14 protein-coding genes are annotated in these 15,261 nt (G+C 34.1%); all 14 read left to right on the plus strand.

Features of this window, described 5'->3' with window-relative positions:
* Positions 1-3 precede the first annotated feature (3 nt).
* The 14 genes from DXB73_RS11340 (at position 4) to DXB73_RS11405 (ending at position 14,991) form a co-directional block, all read left to right on the plus strand.
* Positions 4-1,245: a glycosyltransferase family 4 protein gene (locus DXB73_RS11340; RefSeq protein WP_118691189.1), complete on the plus strand. Its 1,242-nt coding sequence runs from the start codon at positions 4-6 to the stop codon at positions 1,243-1,245.
* Positions 1,242-2,423: a glycosyltransferase family 4 protein gene (locus DXB73_RS11345; protein ID WP_118691190.1), complete on the plus strand. Its 1,182-nt coding sequence runs from the start codon at positions 1,242-1,244 to the stop codon at positions 2,421-2,423. Before DXB73_RS11340 ends, DXB73_RS11345 begins: the two co-directional genes overlap by 4 nt.
* Complete coding sequence (locus DXB73_RS11350) at positions 2,407-3,633, plus strand: hypothetical protein (protein WP_118691191.1); 1,227 nt, start codon at positions 2,407-2,409, stop codon at positions 3,631-3,633. The genes DXB73_RS11345 and DXB73_RS11350 overlap by 17 nt, the downstream gene beginning before the upstream one ends.
* On the plus strand, positions 3,623-4,591 hold the full coding sequence (locus tag DXB73_RS11355) for a glycosyltransferase (RefSeq protein ID WP_182448323.1): 969 nt from the start codon (positions 3,623-3,625) through the stop codon (positions 4,589-4,591). The genes DXB73_RS11350 and DXB73_RS11355 overlap by 11 nt, the downstream gene beginning before the upstream one ends.
* Positions 4,592-5,614 carry a glycosyltransferase family 10 gene (locus tag DXB73_RS11360; RefSeq protein WP_118691193.1) on the plus strand — a complete coding sequence of 341 codons (1,023 nt, stop codon included), beginning with the start codon at positions 4,592-4,594 and terminating at the stop codon, positions 5,612-5,614.
* Positions 5,615-5,617: 3 nt separating this feature from the next.
* On the plus strand, positions 5,618-7,042 hold the full coding sequence (locus tag DXB73_RS11365; RefSeq protein ID WP_118691194.1) for an oligosaccharide flippase family protein: 1,425 nt from the start codon (positions 5,618-5,620) through the stop codon (positions 7,040-7,042).
* A 47-nt stretch (positions 7,043-7,089) separates the two neighbouring features.
* Positions 7,090-7,959 carry a hypothetical protein gene (locus DXB73_RS11370; RefSeq protein ID WP_118691195.1) on the plus strand — a complete coding sequence of 290 codons (870 nt, stop codon included), beginning with the start codon at positions 7,090-7,092 and terminating at the stop codon, positions 7,957-7,959.
* A gap of 36 nt (positions 7,960-7,995) precedes the next feature.
* Positions 7,996-8,949, plus strand: coding sequence for an alpha-1,2-fucosyltransferase (locus tag DXB73_RS11375; protein WP_118691196.1), 954 nt, complete (start codon positions 7,996-7,998; stop codon positions 8,947-8,949).
* Between the two features lie 29 nt (positions 8,950-8,978).
* The gene (rfbF, locus tag DXB73_RS11380; RefSeq protein WP_118691197.1) at positions 8,979-9,761 is read left to right on the plus strand and encodes a glucose-1-phosphate cytidylyltransferase; all 783 of its coding nucleotides are present in this window, start codon (positions 8,979-8,981) and stop codon (positions 9,759-9,761) included.
* Between the two features lie 3 nt (positions 9,762-9,764).
* A complete protein-coding gene (rfbG, locus tag DXB73_RS11385) occupies positions 9,765-10,832 on the plus strand; it encodes a CDP-glucose 4,6-dehydratase (protein ID WP_118691198.1) in 1,068 nt (355 codons plus the stop codon).
* The gene (gene rfbH / locus DXB73_RS11390; protein ID WP_118691199.1) at positions 10,833-12,176 is read left to right on the plus strand and encodes a lipopolysaccharide biosynthesis protein RfbH; all 1,344 of its coding nucleotides are present in this window, start codon (positions 10,833-10,835) and stop codon (positions 12,174-12,176) included.
* Positions 12,177-12,273: 97 nt separating this feature from the next.
* Positions 12,274-13,125, plus strand: a complete 852-nt coding sequence (locus DXB73_RS11395) for a transketolase (RefSeq protein ID WP_118691200.1) — start codon at positions 12,274-12,276, stop codon at positions 13,123-13,125.
* A complete protein-coding gene (locus DXB73_RS11400; RefSeq protein ID WP_118691201.1) occupies positions 13,122-14,066 on the plus strand; it encodes a transketolase C-terminal domain-containing protein in 945 nt (314 codons plus the stop codon). Before DXB73_RS11395 ends, DXB73_RS11400 begins: the two co-directional genes overlap by 4 nt.
* A 4-nt stretch (positions 14,067-14,070) precedes the next feature.
* A complete protein-coding gene (locus DXB73_RS11405; RefSeq protein WP_118691202.1) occupies positions 14,071-14,991 on the plus strand; it encodes an NAD(P)-dependent oxidoreductase in 921 nt (306 codons plus the stop codon).
* Positions 14,992-15,261 lie beyond the last annotated feature (270 nt).

Here is a 15,261-nt window from a genome sequence, read left to right on the forward strand (position 1 = left end):
GTAATGACCGTGGACAAAAAAAAACAAAATATTTTGTTTGTACATAATTATTACCAGATTCCAGGTGGAGAGGATACAGTTGTTGTTAATGAAATGAAAATGCTTGAGAAGCATGGTCATAAAGTTTTTTTATACAGCCGTAATAATGCTGATTTAAAGCAAATGTCAAAACTACAGAAACTTTCTCTTACAGTTACAACGGTGTTTAATCCAAGAACATACAGAGATATCAAGAAGTTGATAAAAGAAGAGGATATAGAAGTAGTTCATGTTCATAATACACTTAATCTGGTAAGCCCAGCAGTCTATTATGCGGCAAGATCTATGAAAGTACCAGTGGTGCAGACTATCCACAATTTTAGATTGCTTTGTCCTGGTGCAACTTTTTATAGAGATGGGCATATTTGTGAAGATTGTTTGAAGCATGGTTTGCAGTGTGCAGTGAAACATAATTGTTATCGTGGAAGTAAAATTCAGACATTGGCATGTGTCATTAATACAGTATTTCATCGAATGACAGGAATTTACGGAAAAATCAATTATATTTGTTTGACTGAATTTAATAAGAATAAAATATTGGAATTAAAGCAAATTAAACCGGAAAGAGTATTTGTAAAGCCTAATTTTGTTGAAAGTAAAAATAAATGTATCTCAAAGAAAGACAGAAAGAATCAATTTGTTTTTGCGGGAAGGCTAGACAAGCTAAAAGGAATTGATTTTCTGTTTGAAGCGTGGAAGCGCATGGGAGTTCATGCGCCTAAGCTGATTGTTTGTGGTACGGGGCCTATGGAAGATTGGTGTAAGTCCTTCATTAGAGAAAATGATGTGAACATTGAAATGCGTGGATTTGTGCCAAATGCTGACATCCTAAAGATAATAGCAAATAGCCAGGCACTTGTATTGCCGACTCAATGGTATGAAGGGTTTCCGATGAGTATTGTAGAAGCGTATACTGTTGGAACCCCTGTACTATGTAGTGATGTGGGCAATTGTGCTACTGTTGTAGAGAATGGCGTAACAGGTTATAAGTTTCCGTTAAATTCTGTAGATGAAATTGTTAGTATTGTTGTAAAGATGCAAGAATTATCTTTGAATTATGACAAAATATATAAGATATATCAAGACAAATACAGTGCTGAAGTTAATTACCAGATGCTTAATGAGATATATTATTTTGTCGAACGTAATGGTTTTGTACCAAGATTTAGCGCAAAAAAAAATGAGAACAAAGAGGAAAACAAATGAAACGAGTATTGGTATATGCGGTATGTGATTATTTTTCTTTACCTAACGGTGGAGAAGTAATGTTGCTGAATAATTTTTTATCAGCAAATAAGAGTGAGATGATTGAGTATTATCTTGTAGGGATGTCGTTCAACGAGTCTGACAAGGTTGGGAAATGGAGTGATAAAAAGATAGGAAATCTTGTTTATAAATTTCTTCCCGTTTCGCAGGTGCTTGCCGATAAGGAAAAAACTCACGTGCCCTTCAGACTAAGAATGGTATATGGAATAAGAAAATATTGGAAAAAAATAGAAAAGATTAATGCAGATTACCATTATATTCATTCAGCTGAATTAGCAATTCCTTTTTGGAGAAAGAATATAAGATGTGTTTATCATGTTCATGGTGATCCATGCCAAACACTACGAATTTCAAGATTTCCAATTTTTAGAATCCAACTATTTACAGACTGTTATTGGAAAATAATTTCAAGAACTATCGAGAAAAGCAATAGAGTTATCTGGGCCGCTGACAGATCAAAAGAATTGTATCTTGAACAACAGCCCAAAATGAAGGAAATTGTAAATAAAAAAAGCATTACTATCCATTCTTCATTTGATACAAAACTTGTCGTAGATGAAGACTCCATTCCTATATTATCAAATAGAAAACATCTGGTTACTGTTGGGAGGATAAGCCGTGTAAAACGAATGGATTTTCTTGTTGATGTAGCATACAAATTAATTGAAGAAGGATTTGATATTGATATATTGATTTGTGGCGATGGAGAGGAAAAAGATGCATTAGAAGAAAAAGCTAAATATCTAGGAATATCTGATAGAGTTGTTTTTTTGGGGTTACTCAATCGCGTGCAAATTGCAACAGTATTGAAATATTCCGACGTTTTTGTTTTTGCGTCTGAGAATGAGGCGATGTCCTTAGTGGTATTGGAAAGTTTATATATGGGTGTTCCTGTGGTATCTACAGATGTTGGTGATATATCGTATGTAATAAAAGATGGGAAAACGGGATATATTGTAGATGGATATGATGCAAAACAGTATGCAAATAAAATCAAATCAATTATTAAGAATGGTAAAATAGGTTATGAAGATTGCTGTAAGAGAATGGCAATGAATTTTACACCTTGTAAAATGGCTGAACAGATAAATGAGGTATTTAATGAAAATAGTAATTAGCACACCGCACATTATAGGGAAAAAAACACTTAGTATAAAAAAATATATAATCTTTTCTATGTTTTTTGCGCCGCTCATAGATTTACTTAATGGTTATTATGGAGAGATTTTTCCGATTGGTCAGGTTATTAGAATACTTTTAATATTAGTCAATTCGTATCTTTGTACAAGACGGATACCATTGAAAGAAAAAAAGACAACATATGCATTCTTTTTTATTGAAGGATATATTTTAATTCAATCTGTAATTACTGGAATGATTTTTACGAGTAGTAATGCGATGGTGGGCTTGAATTTTGGAATGAAATTAATACTATTTTTATCCGAAACACAAATGTTAATTAACTATTCAAAGAATGGAACGATAAGAAAAGACAGTTTTGAAAATTTTTGGAAATTTAGCTGTTGGTTTGTGCCACTCTCTTTATTACTATGTAAAGCAATTAATGTGAGTAACGTGGCAAACGATTCGTTAGCAGGTTTATATTCTTCGGTTAATGCAATGTCAATTATTTTTGTAATTCAGTTTGTTTTGAGCTTGTATTTTTCAAGAGGTGAAAAAAAATATTTGATTGTGACTTTGTTGAATATTATTGCAGTTGTCTTGTTAGGAACAAAATCCCCGTATCTTTATGTTGGAGCTGTTGTAATTGCGTTAATATTATTCTATTCAAAACACAGAATTCGAACAGTTATTACTATTATAGTTACAGCGATTGTGGCATATTGTTTTGTTTCAAAATATTTTGCCAGTGATATGTTAGGATATATTGATTATCATACATATTTCATAGAAAAAGCTTTGAAAACTAATACTATATGGGAGTATCTTTCTAGTGGAAGAAGTAATATGTTATTGAATGAGTGGAATACTATTTCTGGCAAAGGGCTAACTGCTTTGAAATTATTATTTGGAGTAGGTCGTACGAATTTTGCAATTGCTGTAGAAATGGATCTCTTCGAAATTATATTTGCTTATGGTATTTTTGTGGCCATAGAAGTTTATTATTTTGTTATTCGCTCATTTTCATGGAAATGTATGGATATGACCGAAAATTTGTTTCTCAATATAGCTCTTATATGTATGATTTCGTATAGTATATTAGGTGGACATACATTTACTGAGGCTATTTCAGCAACTTATTCAGCAATATTGATAGGGTATAAATATTCCTGTTATTTAGATGAAGGGGGTAAAAATGCAAACTAAAGTAGTGATTTTTATTCTAACATACAATAGAGTAAACTATCTTAAATCTGCTATAGAAAGTATTCTGAATCAGACATATTCAGATTTCATACTTAATGTTTTGGATAATTGTTCGAACGATGGAACAGAAGAGTATGTTAAGTCTATTGAAGATAAGAGAGTTAATTATATTAGGCATGAACATAACCTTGGAGGAATTGGAAACATATCCTATGCATTCAAAAATTGCGATGGTGATTATTTTGCAATTTTTCACGATGATGATATTTTACATGATAATCTATTGAAAGAAGAAGTTACTTATTTAGATGATCATGAAGATTGTATGGCAGTATCGTGTCTCGCTAATAATATTGACGAGGATGGTGAATATACCAAAATTATAAATGAAGAAAAATATGTAGAGCGTACATTTTGTCATGAGCAATTTTTCCATGAGTATTTAAATAAGCAAAAGAGTTTTACTTTTCCGGCAACTGTATATAGAACAGAATTTATAAAAAATAATAACATTACCATATTGTCGACACCTGGTCCGTGTATCGATGTTGTTATATATATGGAGTTAGAAAAAAAAGGTGGAACAATAGCTGAAATACCAAAAACATTATTAGACTATAGAATTTACAAAAGTCAGGATAGTTCATCAAACTTAGAAGAAATGTTGATTAAGTTAATTCATTTTTTGTCGAATGATGAATACTACGGAAATCTTTTAAAAGAAGATGAGCTAGGAAGAACTGAATATTTCAAATGGTATTTTAGACGATTGTTAGCAAGAGAAACTTCAAAATGTATTAGTTATAAAAAATCTGTAAGATATCTTGAAAGAATGCATCAAGAATTGAAAGTATCAAAAATTAGTACTTTCAAGTATGAAAGGATGCTTCGAATTGCAGATATATTTTCGAGACCGGCAAGTTTAGCTTATAAATTAACAAAAAAGGTGAAGAAATAGATGAAGATTGCAATTGTAACCCCATATGGTGAGTCATATTCAAACGATAAATTATTTGATCCAGCTATGTGTAGCATAGGTCAAAATTTATTATTACCGGGGATAAAATTAAGAGAGCGTTTAGAAGAATTGGGACATGAATATCATACAGTGGATATGTATGATAATAAAGAGGAAATTGATGTTTGGTTGTTCCAAGATTTGAATAATGCTTCCAGGTTGACTATGAATAGATTAACTGATTGGTTGAAATATATATTCAAGAAAAAATGGGAGAAGGATTATTTCTATAAATACAGCAAATTGAACAGAAAATGCAAAGCAATTTTGATTATCCAGGAGCCTCCTACAGTTTTTAGGGCTTCATACGATAAAAAGAATCATAAATGGTTCGATAAAATTTTAACATGGGATGAAAGAATGGTTGATAATAAAAGGTACTTTCAATTTTTTTATCCGCAGGCAATGCCTAAAAAGCTATTGGATACTCCTTATGAAAATAAGAAATTTATCACAATGATATGTGGAAATAAACATAGTACTGACAAATATGAACTATATTCTGAGAGATTAAATATAATACAGTATTTTGAACAAAACAATATAGAATTTGACCTATATGGTTTTGGTTGGAACAAGTCGGACCGAAAAAGTTATCGTGGAAAAGTAGAGGATAAGCTTCATACAATGGCGAAATATAAATTTTCAATCTGTTTTGAAAATATGAAAAGTAAGTCTGGATATATAACTGAAAAAATTTTCGATGCCTTTTTTTCGGGTTGTGTTCCTGTTTATTATGGTGCAGAAGATATATCAAGATTTGTTCCAGAGAATACTTTTATTGATTACAGAAAATTTGATTCATTGGATGAATTGTACTTATATTTACATAGCATGGATAAGAATAAATATAAAGAAATTATTAGCAATATAAACGAATATTTGCAAAGCGATCTATATAAAAGTAATTTTTCTATTGATTCATATGTAAATCGTATGGCAGATATAATTATAGGAGATTAGCTAATGCAGGAGAAAAAGATTTCTATTAATATTTTTTATAATATATTAAATCAGATTGTATCGTTTATAGTTCCCCTGATATTATCACCATATGTTGCGCGTGTATTGTCGGCTGAACTTATTGGAGATTATTCATATGCTTTGGCAAATAGCTCCTATTTTGTTTTAATAGAGGCATTAGGATTTTCCCTTTATGGTATGCTAAAGGTGTCTGCAAATAGAGCAGATAAAAAATATATAAGTACGTTGTTTAAGGAAATAATGATTGCAAAGTTTTTTTTAATGGTGACATGTATTATTGTTTATACAATATCTTTTGTGTGGACTTCCAGTGGTAATAAGATTCTGTGTGCAATTATGATTATGAATATTATCTCCACGGGGATTGATTCGACATGGTTTCTAATGGGGATGGAGGACTTTAAAACCACTGCGTTAAGAAATATTGCAGTTAGATTAGTTAATATTGTTTTAATTATTATACTAGTTAAATCAGAAAAAGATTTTCTAATTTATGCTATAATTATGCAACTATCAAATGTAATCAGCTATATCGTGGTTTTTCCAACAGTAAAAAAATACATTATTTCATCTAAGGTGTCTTTTAAGAATATATTAAAACATACAATAAAATCTTTAATTTATTTTGTACCAGGAATTGTAAATACTATATTTACCTCAGCGGATAAGACGGTATTGGGGGCATTTGCCAATAGTTATGAAGTCGGTGTATACGAACAAGCATCTAAAATATGTTCTTTATGTGGTTCGGTGATTAATTCAATCAGCAACGTTGTAATGCCTAGAGTTACATATTTGAACCATAATGCCAGCAACGAGAAATCAAAAAAATTTATGTTTAAAACGTTACACTATGCATCAGTTGTTGCCATTGTAGTGACGGTGGGGATTATTTGCATATCAGATGAATTTGTTCCATTGTTCTTTGGTTTGGGATATGAGAAAAGTGCTGTCTTACTGAAAATTCTGGCATTTAACGTGTTGATGAGTATTTTGGCTAATTATATTGGACAACAGTGTCTAATATCTAATGATAAACAGAATCAATACAATATAGCAATCAGTGTGGGCGCAATCTTGAATGTTATACTAAATTTGTTTATGGTTGAAAGGCTGCAATCAGTAGGGGTATCAGTGGCTTCGGTTGTTTCTTCTGGCGCTTTATTTTTGGTGGTTTTAATTTTCAGCCGTGAAATAATTAGCTTAAAGAATATTATTCAAATGGACTGGAAAGCAATTATTTCAGCAATAATAATGTTTGTTACTATATATTGGCTGAGTTTTGACAATTTATTTATTACTTTAGTGGTAAAAGTCGTAGTTGGTGCTGCCGTTTATATTACAATATTGGCAATTTTAAGAGAAGAAATTATTCAAGAGGTTTTTAGCAATATAATTAGACAATAAAACACGGTAGTGTTTGACACTACCTCTAATAGAATGAGAGGAAAAAAATGATATATCAGTTTAGCCCTTTTTTAAATGAAAATTTAATTTTAAGAATTTCTGCAGATGAAAGTAGAAACTACGGAGGAACTATTTATATAACTGAATCAAACAGGGACTTTCATTATCGACCGAAGAAAAAAAACTACGAAAATAAAATTGATAATGTTGTACATCAATTTGTAGATGTGAAAAAACAGTTTGTTCAAAATAATATAATAGGGAAATTATTACTTTCTCGATTTCGCATATCTTCAAATTCTTATAAAAGGCATATATTGAGAGCTCAGACCTGGTATAATGAAGCTGTTCAAAGAAATATATCTCAAGCTCCACATTTGAACATCACTGATGATGACATAATTATATTATGTGACATTGATGAAATTTTAGACAGCAAGAAAGCAAAGATGGTATTTGATGCTGCAAAAAAATATGGAATAGTTACAGGAAAACTGTATTTTACATTGTTCTATTTTAATTTATTTTCCAAAAATTGGGGAGGAGCTGCAGATTATAGCTATAGAATGTTTGTCATGACTGGAAGGTATTATAAAAATATATCTTGGAGTTTTGATGAACTCAGAAAAAAAGGTGAATGCGGAGAATTAATGAATGAAATTCATTGTATAGACGATTTTATCGGGTTTCATCATTCTTGGCTTGGTGATGAACAATTTGTTGAAAATAAAATAAATTCTTATGCGCATGTGACTGAACATAAGGGATTAAGTAGCAAGGAGTATATTCAAAAATGCATGACAGAACACAAATCTATTTTTCCAGATCAAGAATTGGAAATCAGAAATGATATTAATCTCTTGGATTCGGTAGAGCGATTTAGAAGTGACGAAAAGACACGTGATTTTTTTATATGAGGAAAAATAAGTATTAACAAACAAAGGAGAACCTAAATGTTAACAAACAGTAGAATTGCACATGGCGACCAGCTAGGAGCACAGATGACAACATTGGCGAATCTCATGTATTTATCGGAAGTAAATAATCAAGAATTGGTATTTTATAATGAACTAAAAAATTTCAGAAGAGGTTACCAGTTTTTAGATGTCTTTAACTGCTCTGGAATTAAATTAATTGAGAGTAGAAATTTATTTATCCGAGCCTTAACACAGCGTATCAAACGAATAGATTCTTCTAATTGGAAAAATAGCATGAAAATGACATACTTTTCTAAATTCAAATATTATAAAGACAGAATAGTATATGAATTTATAAAGAAAAGTTATCATAATTTTAAGCAATTTAAAGGCCTTTCTGGTGCGGTACATTGTGATAAAACATTATTGATACTTAGAGACTCAAATAATTACGACGTGATAGATGGTTTTGGAACATATCAGGATTGGAAAAGTGTGGAAAACAGGGTCAAAGTAGAATTCTCGTTTAGACAGGGAATAGTAAATGACGGTGACTCAATTTTTAAAAGATTGGATCTTAAGGGATTACAGCCAGTAAGTGTTCACTTCAGGCTTACTGATTATTTGGTGCTTTCTTCTCTTAATTTGAAATTGGATTATTATAAAAAAGCATTAGGCTATTTTGATGATACTAATTGCATTTACCTTGTTTTTTCTGATGACATAGAAAAGGTAAAAGGATTGGGTTTATTTAATAATAGAAATGTGATTTACATGGATGGCGGTAACAGTGCAGCAATTGACATGTATCTCATGACAAAGTGCTCTGGTGGGAATATTATAGCTAACTCGACATTTTCTTTTTGGGGTGGATATTTGAATGATTCTTCCGATAAAAAGGTGATATGTCCAAGAAATTTTGTTGACGAAAATACAAAGGAGAACTATATTAACGGCAATTATTATCCGGAAAGCTGGATTGCTATATAATCTAATCATGAATTTGGAGGCTGAATATAATGAAAGTAGTGTTATTAGCTGGTGGTTTTGGAACCCGAATTTCAGAAGAGTCACAGTTTAAACCAAAACCGATGGTAGAAATTGGAGGACAGCCAATCTTATGGCATATTATGAAGGAATATTCTTATTATGGCTTTAATGAGTTTATAATTTGTGCGGGCTATAAACAGCATGTGATTAAAGAGTGGTTTGCAGATTACTTCCTTCATAATAGTGACATTACATTTGATTTTACAAATGGCAAGAATGAAATGACGATTCATCAACAGCATTGTGAGCCATGGAAGGTGACAGTTGTTGATACCGGACTGCATACCATGACAGGAGGAAGAATTAAACGTATTCAGCCATATATAGGAAATGAAACTTTTATGATGACTTATGGTGATGGTGTATGTGATGTGGATATTAAGAAGTTGGTAGAGTTTCATAAAGAACATGAAAAGGTTGCCACATTAACAGCAGTTATGTTGGAGCAACAAAAAGGAATCCTTGATATTGGTGGAGACAATGCAGTTAAATCGTTTCGAGAAAAGAGTCAGATTGACGAGGCACCAATCAATGCGGGATACATGGTTCTTGAACCAGAAGTTTTCAATTATATTGAGGGGGATCAGACAGTATTTGAACGCGAGCCTTTAGAAAAACTTGCCGGGGAAGGTCAGTTAATGTCTTATATGCATAGAGGCTTTTGGCAGTGTATGGATAATAAACGTGAGATGGATGAATTAGAAAAATTACTCTCTAAGGGAGTGGCACCATGGAAAAAATGGGAGGATTGATTGATGAATAAACGAATTGATTTTTCTTTTTATAAAGGAAAAAAGGTGTTTGTTACCGGTCATACAGGATTTAAGGGTACATGGCTTTGTAAGATTTTAGTAAATGCCGGGGCGATAGTAACCGGTTATTCGACAAATCCACCAACAACCCCTTCATTATTTGATATATCCAGGATTTCAGAGGAAATTCACTCAATAATTGGTGACATCAGAAACTATGACGCACTTAAGGCAGCGTTTGACGAGGCACAGCCAGAAATAGTTTTTCATTTAGCGGCACAGCCTATTGTACGCGATAGTTACAAAGATCCGCGATATACATATGATACAAATGTTATGGGAACTGTAAACATTTTAGAATGCGTTCGTCAATCGCATTCCGTAAAGAGTGTGTTAAATGTCACAACGGACAAAGTGTATCATAATAATGAATGGGAATGGGGATACCGAGAGAATGAACCGCTGGATGGATTTGATCCGTATTCTAATAGTAAAAGTTGTTCTGAGCTAGTAACACATAGTTACAAGAATAGTTTTTTTGCAGATAATAGTGTTGCAATATCTACGGCACGTGCGGGAAATGTTATTGGTGGAGGTGATTTTGCAAATGATCGAATCATTCCAGACTGCGTTCGTGCAATGGAAAAAGGACAGGTGATAGGGGTTCGAAATCCATATTCAACTCGGCCATATCAGCATGTGTTAGAACCTCTTGCTGTTTATCTTATGATTGCTCAAAAACAGTATGAAGATATAACGTATCAGGGCTATTACAATGTGGGACCGGATGATTGTGATTGTGTTACCACAGGTGAGTTAGTGGATCTTTTTTGTAAATGTTGGGGACAAGAAGCAAAATGGGAAAATCAGGCGGAAGATAATGCACCACATGAGGCTAATTTCTTGAAACTTGATTGCAGTAAAGTAAAGTCGACATTTGGCTGGAAGCCTCGCTGGCATATGGAAGAATGTATGGAAATGACCTGTCGTTTTAGTAAGGTATGGTTGGCGAGTGGAAATGTAGCTGCGGAAATGAACAAAGAAATAAAAGAATTTATGGAGGAGAGATAAATGACTACTTGGAAGAATGAAGAAGAAGCACGTGAGCAGATTAAGGCATTGGTAACAGAATATTATCATGACTTTAAGGAAAATAAAAAAACTTTTCAAGAAGGAGATAGAATAACATATGCAGCTCGAGTGTTCGATGAAAAGGAAATGTGTGCCTTGACAGATGCAACACTTGATTTTTGGCTGACTACCGGACGATTTGCAGATCGCTTTGAAAAAGAATTTGCAGAATGGATCGGAGTAAAACATGCACATCTTGTTAATAGTGGATCTTCTGCAAATCTTATTGCATTTATGGCACTAACAGCACCAGAGTTAGGTGATCGTCAGATTAAGAAAGGTGATGAGATTATTACAGTTGCATGTGGATTTCCAACTACGGTTACTCCTGCAATTCAGTATGGTGCAGTTCCTGTGTTTGTTGATGTTACAGTGCCACAATATAATATTGATGTTACTAAATTGGAAGAAGCATTATCTCCAAAGACAAAGGCTGTCATGATTGCACATACACTTGGAAATCCTTTCGATTTGTCGGCAGTTAAAGCATTTTGTGATGAACATAATTTATGGCTTGTCGAAGACAACTGTGATGCACTGGGAACAAAGTATACTATCAATGGCGAGACGCGTTTTACTGGTACCTGGGGAGATATAGGTACATCCAGTTTTTATCCGCCACATCACATGACAATGGGTGAGGGTGGTTGCGTATATACGAATGATTCAAAATTAAATCGCTTAATATTGTCGTTTAGGGATTGGGGGCGTGATTGTGTATGTCCATCTGGTCAAGATAATTTTTGTGGACATCGTTTTGATGGACAATATGGAGAACTTCCGACAGGATACGATCATAAATATGTATATAGCCATTTCGGATATAATTTGAAAGTTACGGATATGCAGGCAGCGATTGGTTGTGAACAGTTAAAGAAGTTCCCATCATTTATTGAACGCCGTCGTCATAATTGGGATCGTTTACGTGCTGCATTGGAACCTGTTTCAGATAAGTTGATTCTTCCTGAACCGGCAAAAAACAGTCATCCATCATGGTTTGGTTTTTTGATCTCTGTAAAACCAGATTGTGGATTAAATCGTAATGCGATAACACATTATGTTGAAAATCATAATGTGCAGACAAGACTGTTATTTAGCGGAAATCTTATTAAACATCCTTGTTTTGATCAGATTCGTGGTACGGATGCGTATCGTGTTTTTGGCGATTTAACCAACACTGATTTCATTATGAATAATACATTTTGGGTTGGAGTATATCCTGGTATGACTGATGAGATGATTGACTATATGGCCAAGATAATCATTGAGGCAGTGAACCAGTAATGGCATGAATTAAGAGGAGATTTTTAGAAAATTATCAGAGTGTCGCATGGCATCTAGAACCTTGCATTGCTCACCGTAACATACAGGAGGTGACAGCATGAGAATAACAACCATTCAAGAGATGGAAAAGGCTGCTTTGGAGATTCGTGTGAATCTATTGAAACTGTGTAACAGGGAAGTAATTCATATTGGTGGAGATTTATCTATTGCTGATATTATGACTGTTCTATGGCAATATCAGATGAATTATAATCCACAAAATCCTCAGGATGAGAGCAGGGATCGTTTTGTATTATCGAAAGGACATGCATCGGCTGTTACAAGTTTTAATCAAGCTGCTATTGGCTGCTTTACAGCTGAAGATGTTATCAACGAATATGCAACAGATCAGGGTCGTTTTTCGATGCACTCCTGCAATCTAGTGAACCCCTTTGTTGAGGTTTCTACTGGAAGCTTAGGTCATGGTATGCCCATAGCTTGTGGAATTGCAGCAGGGTTGCGTCTTAAAGGAAATAATACTAGCCGTGTTTACACGATTATGGGAGATGGAGAGCAGTCGGAAGGATCCATTTGGGAGGCTGCGTTAAATGCAGTAAAATATAATTTGGGAAATTTAGTTGCTATTGTCGATTTTAATGGATTAGAAGCTGATGGTTCGATTGAAGATGTAACCGGATTAGGAGATATTGCCGCGAAGTATAGAGCGTTCGGATGGAATGTGGTTGAAATCGATGGGAACAACATTTCAGAAATTAAGAGGTGTTTTGATCAGCTTCCGCCAGTAACTTCTGATGTGCCGACAGTAATTGTTGCACATACAATTAAGGGGTGCGGTGTTGAATATATGCAGAATGAAGTGCGTTGGCATGCTGGAAAAATTACTGATGAACAGCTAAAAGAATCTGTTGAATCCCTTTATGAAGCATATGATAGAAGGTGGAATATATGAGTGAAAATAAAAGCTTTCTCCGTAATATAATTGGCGAATACATGAGTAAACTGGGTAAGAAAAATGACAAAGTTGTTGTTGTCAATGCAGATTTATCTGGAACTTGTAGAAATCAGAATTTTGTCGAAGAAAATCCTCATAGGGCATTTAATACGGGCATAGCAGAGCAGAATATGATTTCCTTTGGCACTGGTTTGGCATGCGAAGGATTTATTCCCTATGTGTTCTCAATGGCACCATTCTTAACTATGCGTGCATGTGAGCAATGCCGAACCGATGTGGCTTATGGAAATCAAAATGTTCGTATGATTGGTGTGTATGCTGGTGTATCTGGAGGAATTTCAGGTGCAACGCACTGGGCAATTGAGGACTGCGGTATTATGACATCTATTCCTAACATTGCGGTATTTGAAGTGAGTGATGCCAATCAGGCTAAAAATTTATTGGACTATTCATTGAAATATAATGGTCCCATGTATATTCGTAGTAGTGTAGAACCGACAGAAAATATTTATGATGAGGATGTTGATGTATGTGCAGGTGGTTCCACATTGGTAATGGATGGTGATGACGGAGCTTTCCTCTGTTCGGGTGTTATAGTTCAGCATGCGGTAGCTGCTGCAAAGCGCATTCGTGAAGAAACTGGAAAGAAAATTCGAGTTGTTGATATGTATTCGATTAAGCCGATTGATAAAAATGCAATTTATGAAGCAACAATAACGGGAAACGTTATTGTTGCACAGGATCACAATATTTATGGTGGGCTTGGTAGTATGGTATCGTTGGTAATTGCTGAGAATAATTTATCTACAAGATTCAAGGTGTGTGGAGTTCCTGATAAGTTTGTAGCAATGGCTCATGCAGGATACTTATACCGTCAATTTGGTATTGATGCAGAAGGTTTGAAAATGGAAATGACTAAAATGCTGAAGGGAGAATAGGTGGATGAAAATTGCTATATCCGGAGCAACAAGCATGATTGGGTCAGCTCTTGCGAACGAATTATTAGGGCAGGGACACGAAGTAATTGCAATTGTCAGAAATGATTGCAAAAAATTAAGCGTCTTAAATAAAAGTGATTTGATTACAATTGTAAAGTGTGATATGTGTGACTATCGTACGTTGGACTTTTTGATAGATGGAAAAGTTGATGTCGCTGTAGCAACAGCATGGAACGGAACTCGTGGGGAGGATCGGAGCAATCAGAAACTCCAAAAGACAAATCTACAATACAATGTTGATTTTTTACAGGCAATGATACGCCTTGAATGCAATAGATTTATTACAGCTGGGTCTCAAGCTGAATATGGATTGTGGACTAAACAGGAAAAGCTAACGGAGAATGTTGATCCACAGCCTAACACGGAATACGGAAAATATAAGTTAGCATTTTATGAGTATGCAAAAGATTACTGCCAGAATCATAATTGTGTTTTGGTAGAACCAAGGTTTTTTAGCTTATATGGACCAAATGATTATGCAGGTACTTTGGTGATTTCTATATTGAAGAAAATGATTTCTAACGAGCCTTGTGATTTGACAAAGTGCATCCAAATGTGGGATTTCCTGTATATCGATGATGCAGTTAAAGCTCTTTGTATGCTTATAGAATCAGATAATGTCGAAGGAGTTTATAATTTTGGCTCAGGATATTCGGCTCCATTAAAAGTATTTATTGAAAAGATGATAGATGTTACGCATAGTAAAAGCGAGTTGCACTATGGAACAGTGCCATACCCTGCAACAGGGATTGTAAACGTAAACCCTGATATATGCAGGTTAAAAGGTATCGGATGGAATGCACAATGGAAGTTTGAAGATGGAATAAGAACGATAATGACAAGGTTACAAAGACTCCCTTCTTAAATGTGGGGCTAAATATTATGGAAACTTTGAAACAGAACTACTGGAAAAGATAGGGATTTGGGAGATAACCTCAGGAAGAGAACTAGAACCTTCCCCCACAACAACTCTTTATGTGATAGGAAACGGTTCCGATTTGGCGCATGGTGTTTCATCGTCCTATTCAAAGTTCCGGGATTGGCTCGGAAGACATAGTGATCTTAGGAAAGTGTTGGAGACATACATCAGAAATGATGCATTGTGGTGGAATTTTGAAGAAGCATTGGCTGACCT

The organism is Clostridium sp. OM05-6BH (genome assembly GCF_003481635.1).
In the GTDB taxonomy this organism is placed as follows: Bacteria; Bacillota; Clostridia; order Lachnospirales; family Lachnospiraceae; genus Butyribacter.

What these genes read in the sequence shown, in the direction of transcription:
- DXB73_RS11340 (WP_118691189.1), top strand. Translation starts at nt 4, where the DNA reads ATGACCGTGGACAAAAAAAAACAAAATATTTTGTTTGTACATAATTAT.
- DXB73_RS11345 (WP_118691190.1), top strand. Translation starts at nt 1,242, where the DNA reads ATGAAACGAGTATTGGTATATGCGGTATGTGATTATTTTTCTTTACCT.
- DXB73_RS11350 (WP_118691191.1), top strand. Translation starts at nt 2,407, where the DNA reads ATGAAAATAGTAATTAGCACACCGCACATTATAGGGAAAAAAACACTT.
- DXB73_RS11355 (WP_182448323.1), top strand. Translation starts at nt 3,623, where the DNA reads ATGCAAACTAAAGTAGTGATTTTTATTCTAACATACAATAGAGTAAAC.
- DXB73_RS11360 (WP_118691193.1), top strand. Translation starts at nt 4,592, where the DNA reads ATGAAGATTGCAATTGTAACCCCATATGGTGAGTCATATTCAAACGAT.
- DXB73_RS11365 (WP_118691194.1), top strand. Translation starts at nt 5,618, where the DNA reads ATGCAGGAGAAAAAGATTTCTATTAATATTTTTTATAATATATTAAAT.
- DXB73_RS11370 (WP_118691195.1), top strand. Translation starts at nt 7,090, where the DNA reads ATGATATATCAGTTTAGCCCTTTTTTAAATGAAAATTTAATTTTAAGA.
- DXB73_RS11375 (WP_118691196.1), top strand. Translation starts at nt 7,996, where the DNA reads ATGTTAACAAACAGTAGAATTGCACATGGCGACCAGCTAGGAGCACAG.
- rfbF (WP_118691197.1), top strand. Translation starts at nt 8,979, where the DNA reads ATGAAAGTAGTGTTATTAGCTGGTGGTTTTGGAACCCGAATTTCAGAA.
- rfbG (WP_118691198.1), top strand. Translation starts at nt 9,765, where the DNA reads ATGAATAAACGAATTGATTTTTCTTTTTATAAAGGAAAAAAGGTGTTT.
- rfbH (WP_118691199.1), top strand. Translation starts at nt 10,833, where the DNA reads ATGACTACTTGGAAGAATGAAGAAGAAGCACGTGAGCAGATTAAGGCA.
- DXB73_RS11395 (WP_118691200.1), top strand. Translation starts at nt 12,274, where the DNA reads ATGAGAATAACAACCATTCAAGAGATGGAAAAGGCTGCTTTGGAGATT.
- DXB73_RS11400 (WP_118691201.1), top strand. Translation starts at nt 13,122, where the DNA reads ATGAGTGAAAATAAAAGCTTTCTCCGTAATATAATTGGCGAATACATG.
- DXB73_RS11405 (WP_118691202.1), top strand. Translation starts at nt 14,071, where the DNA reads ATGAAAATTGCTATATCCGGAGCAACAAGCATGATTGGGTCAGCTCTT.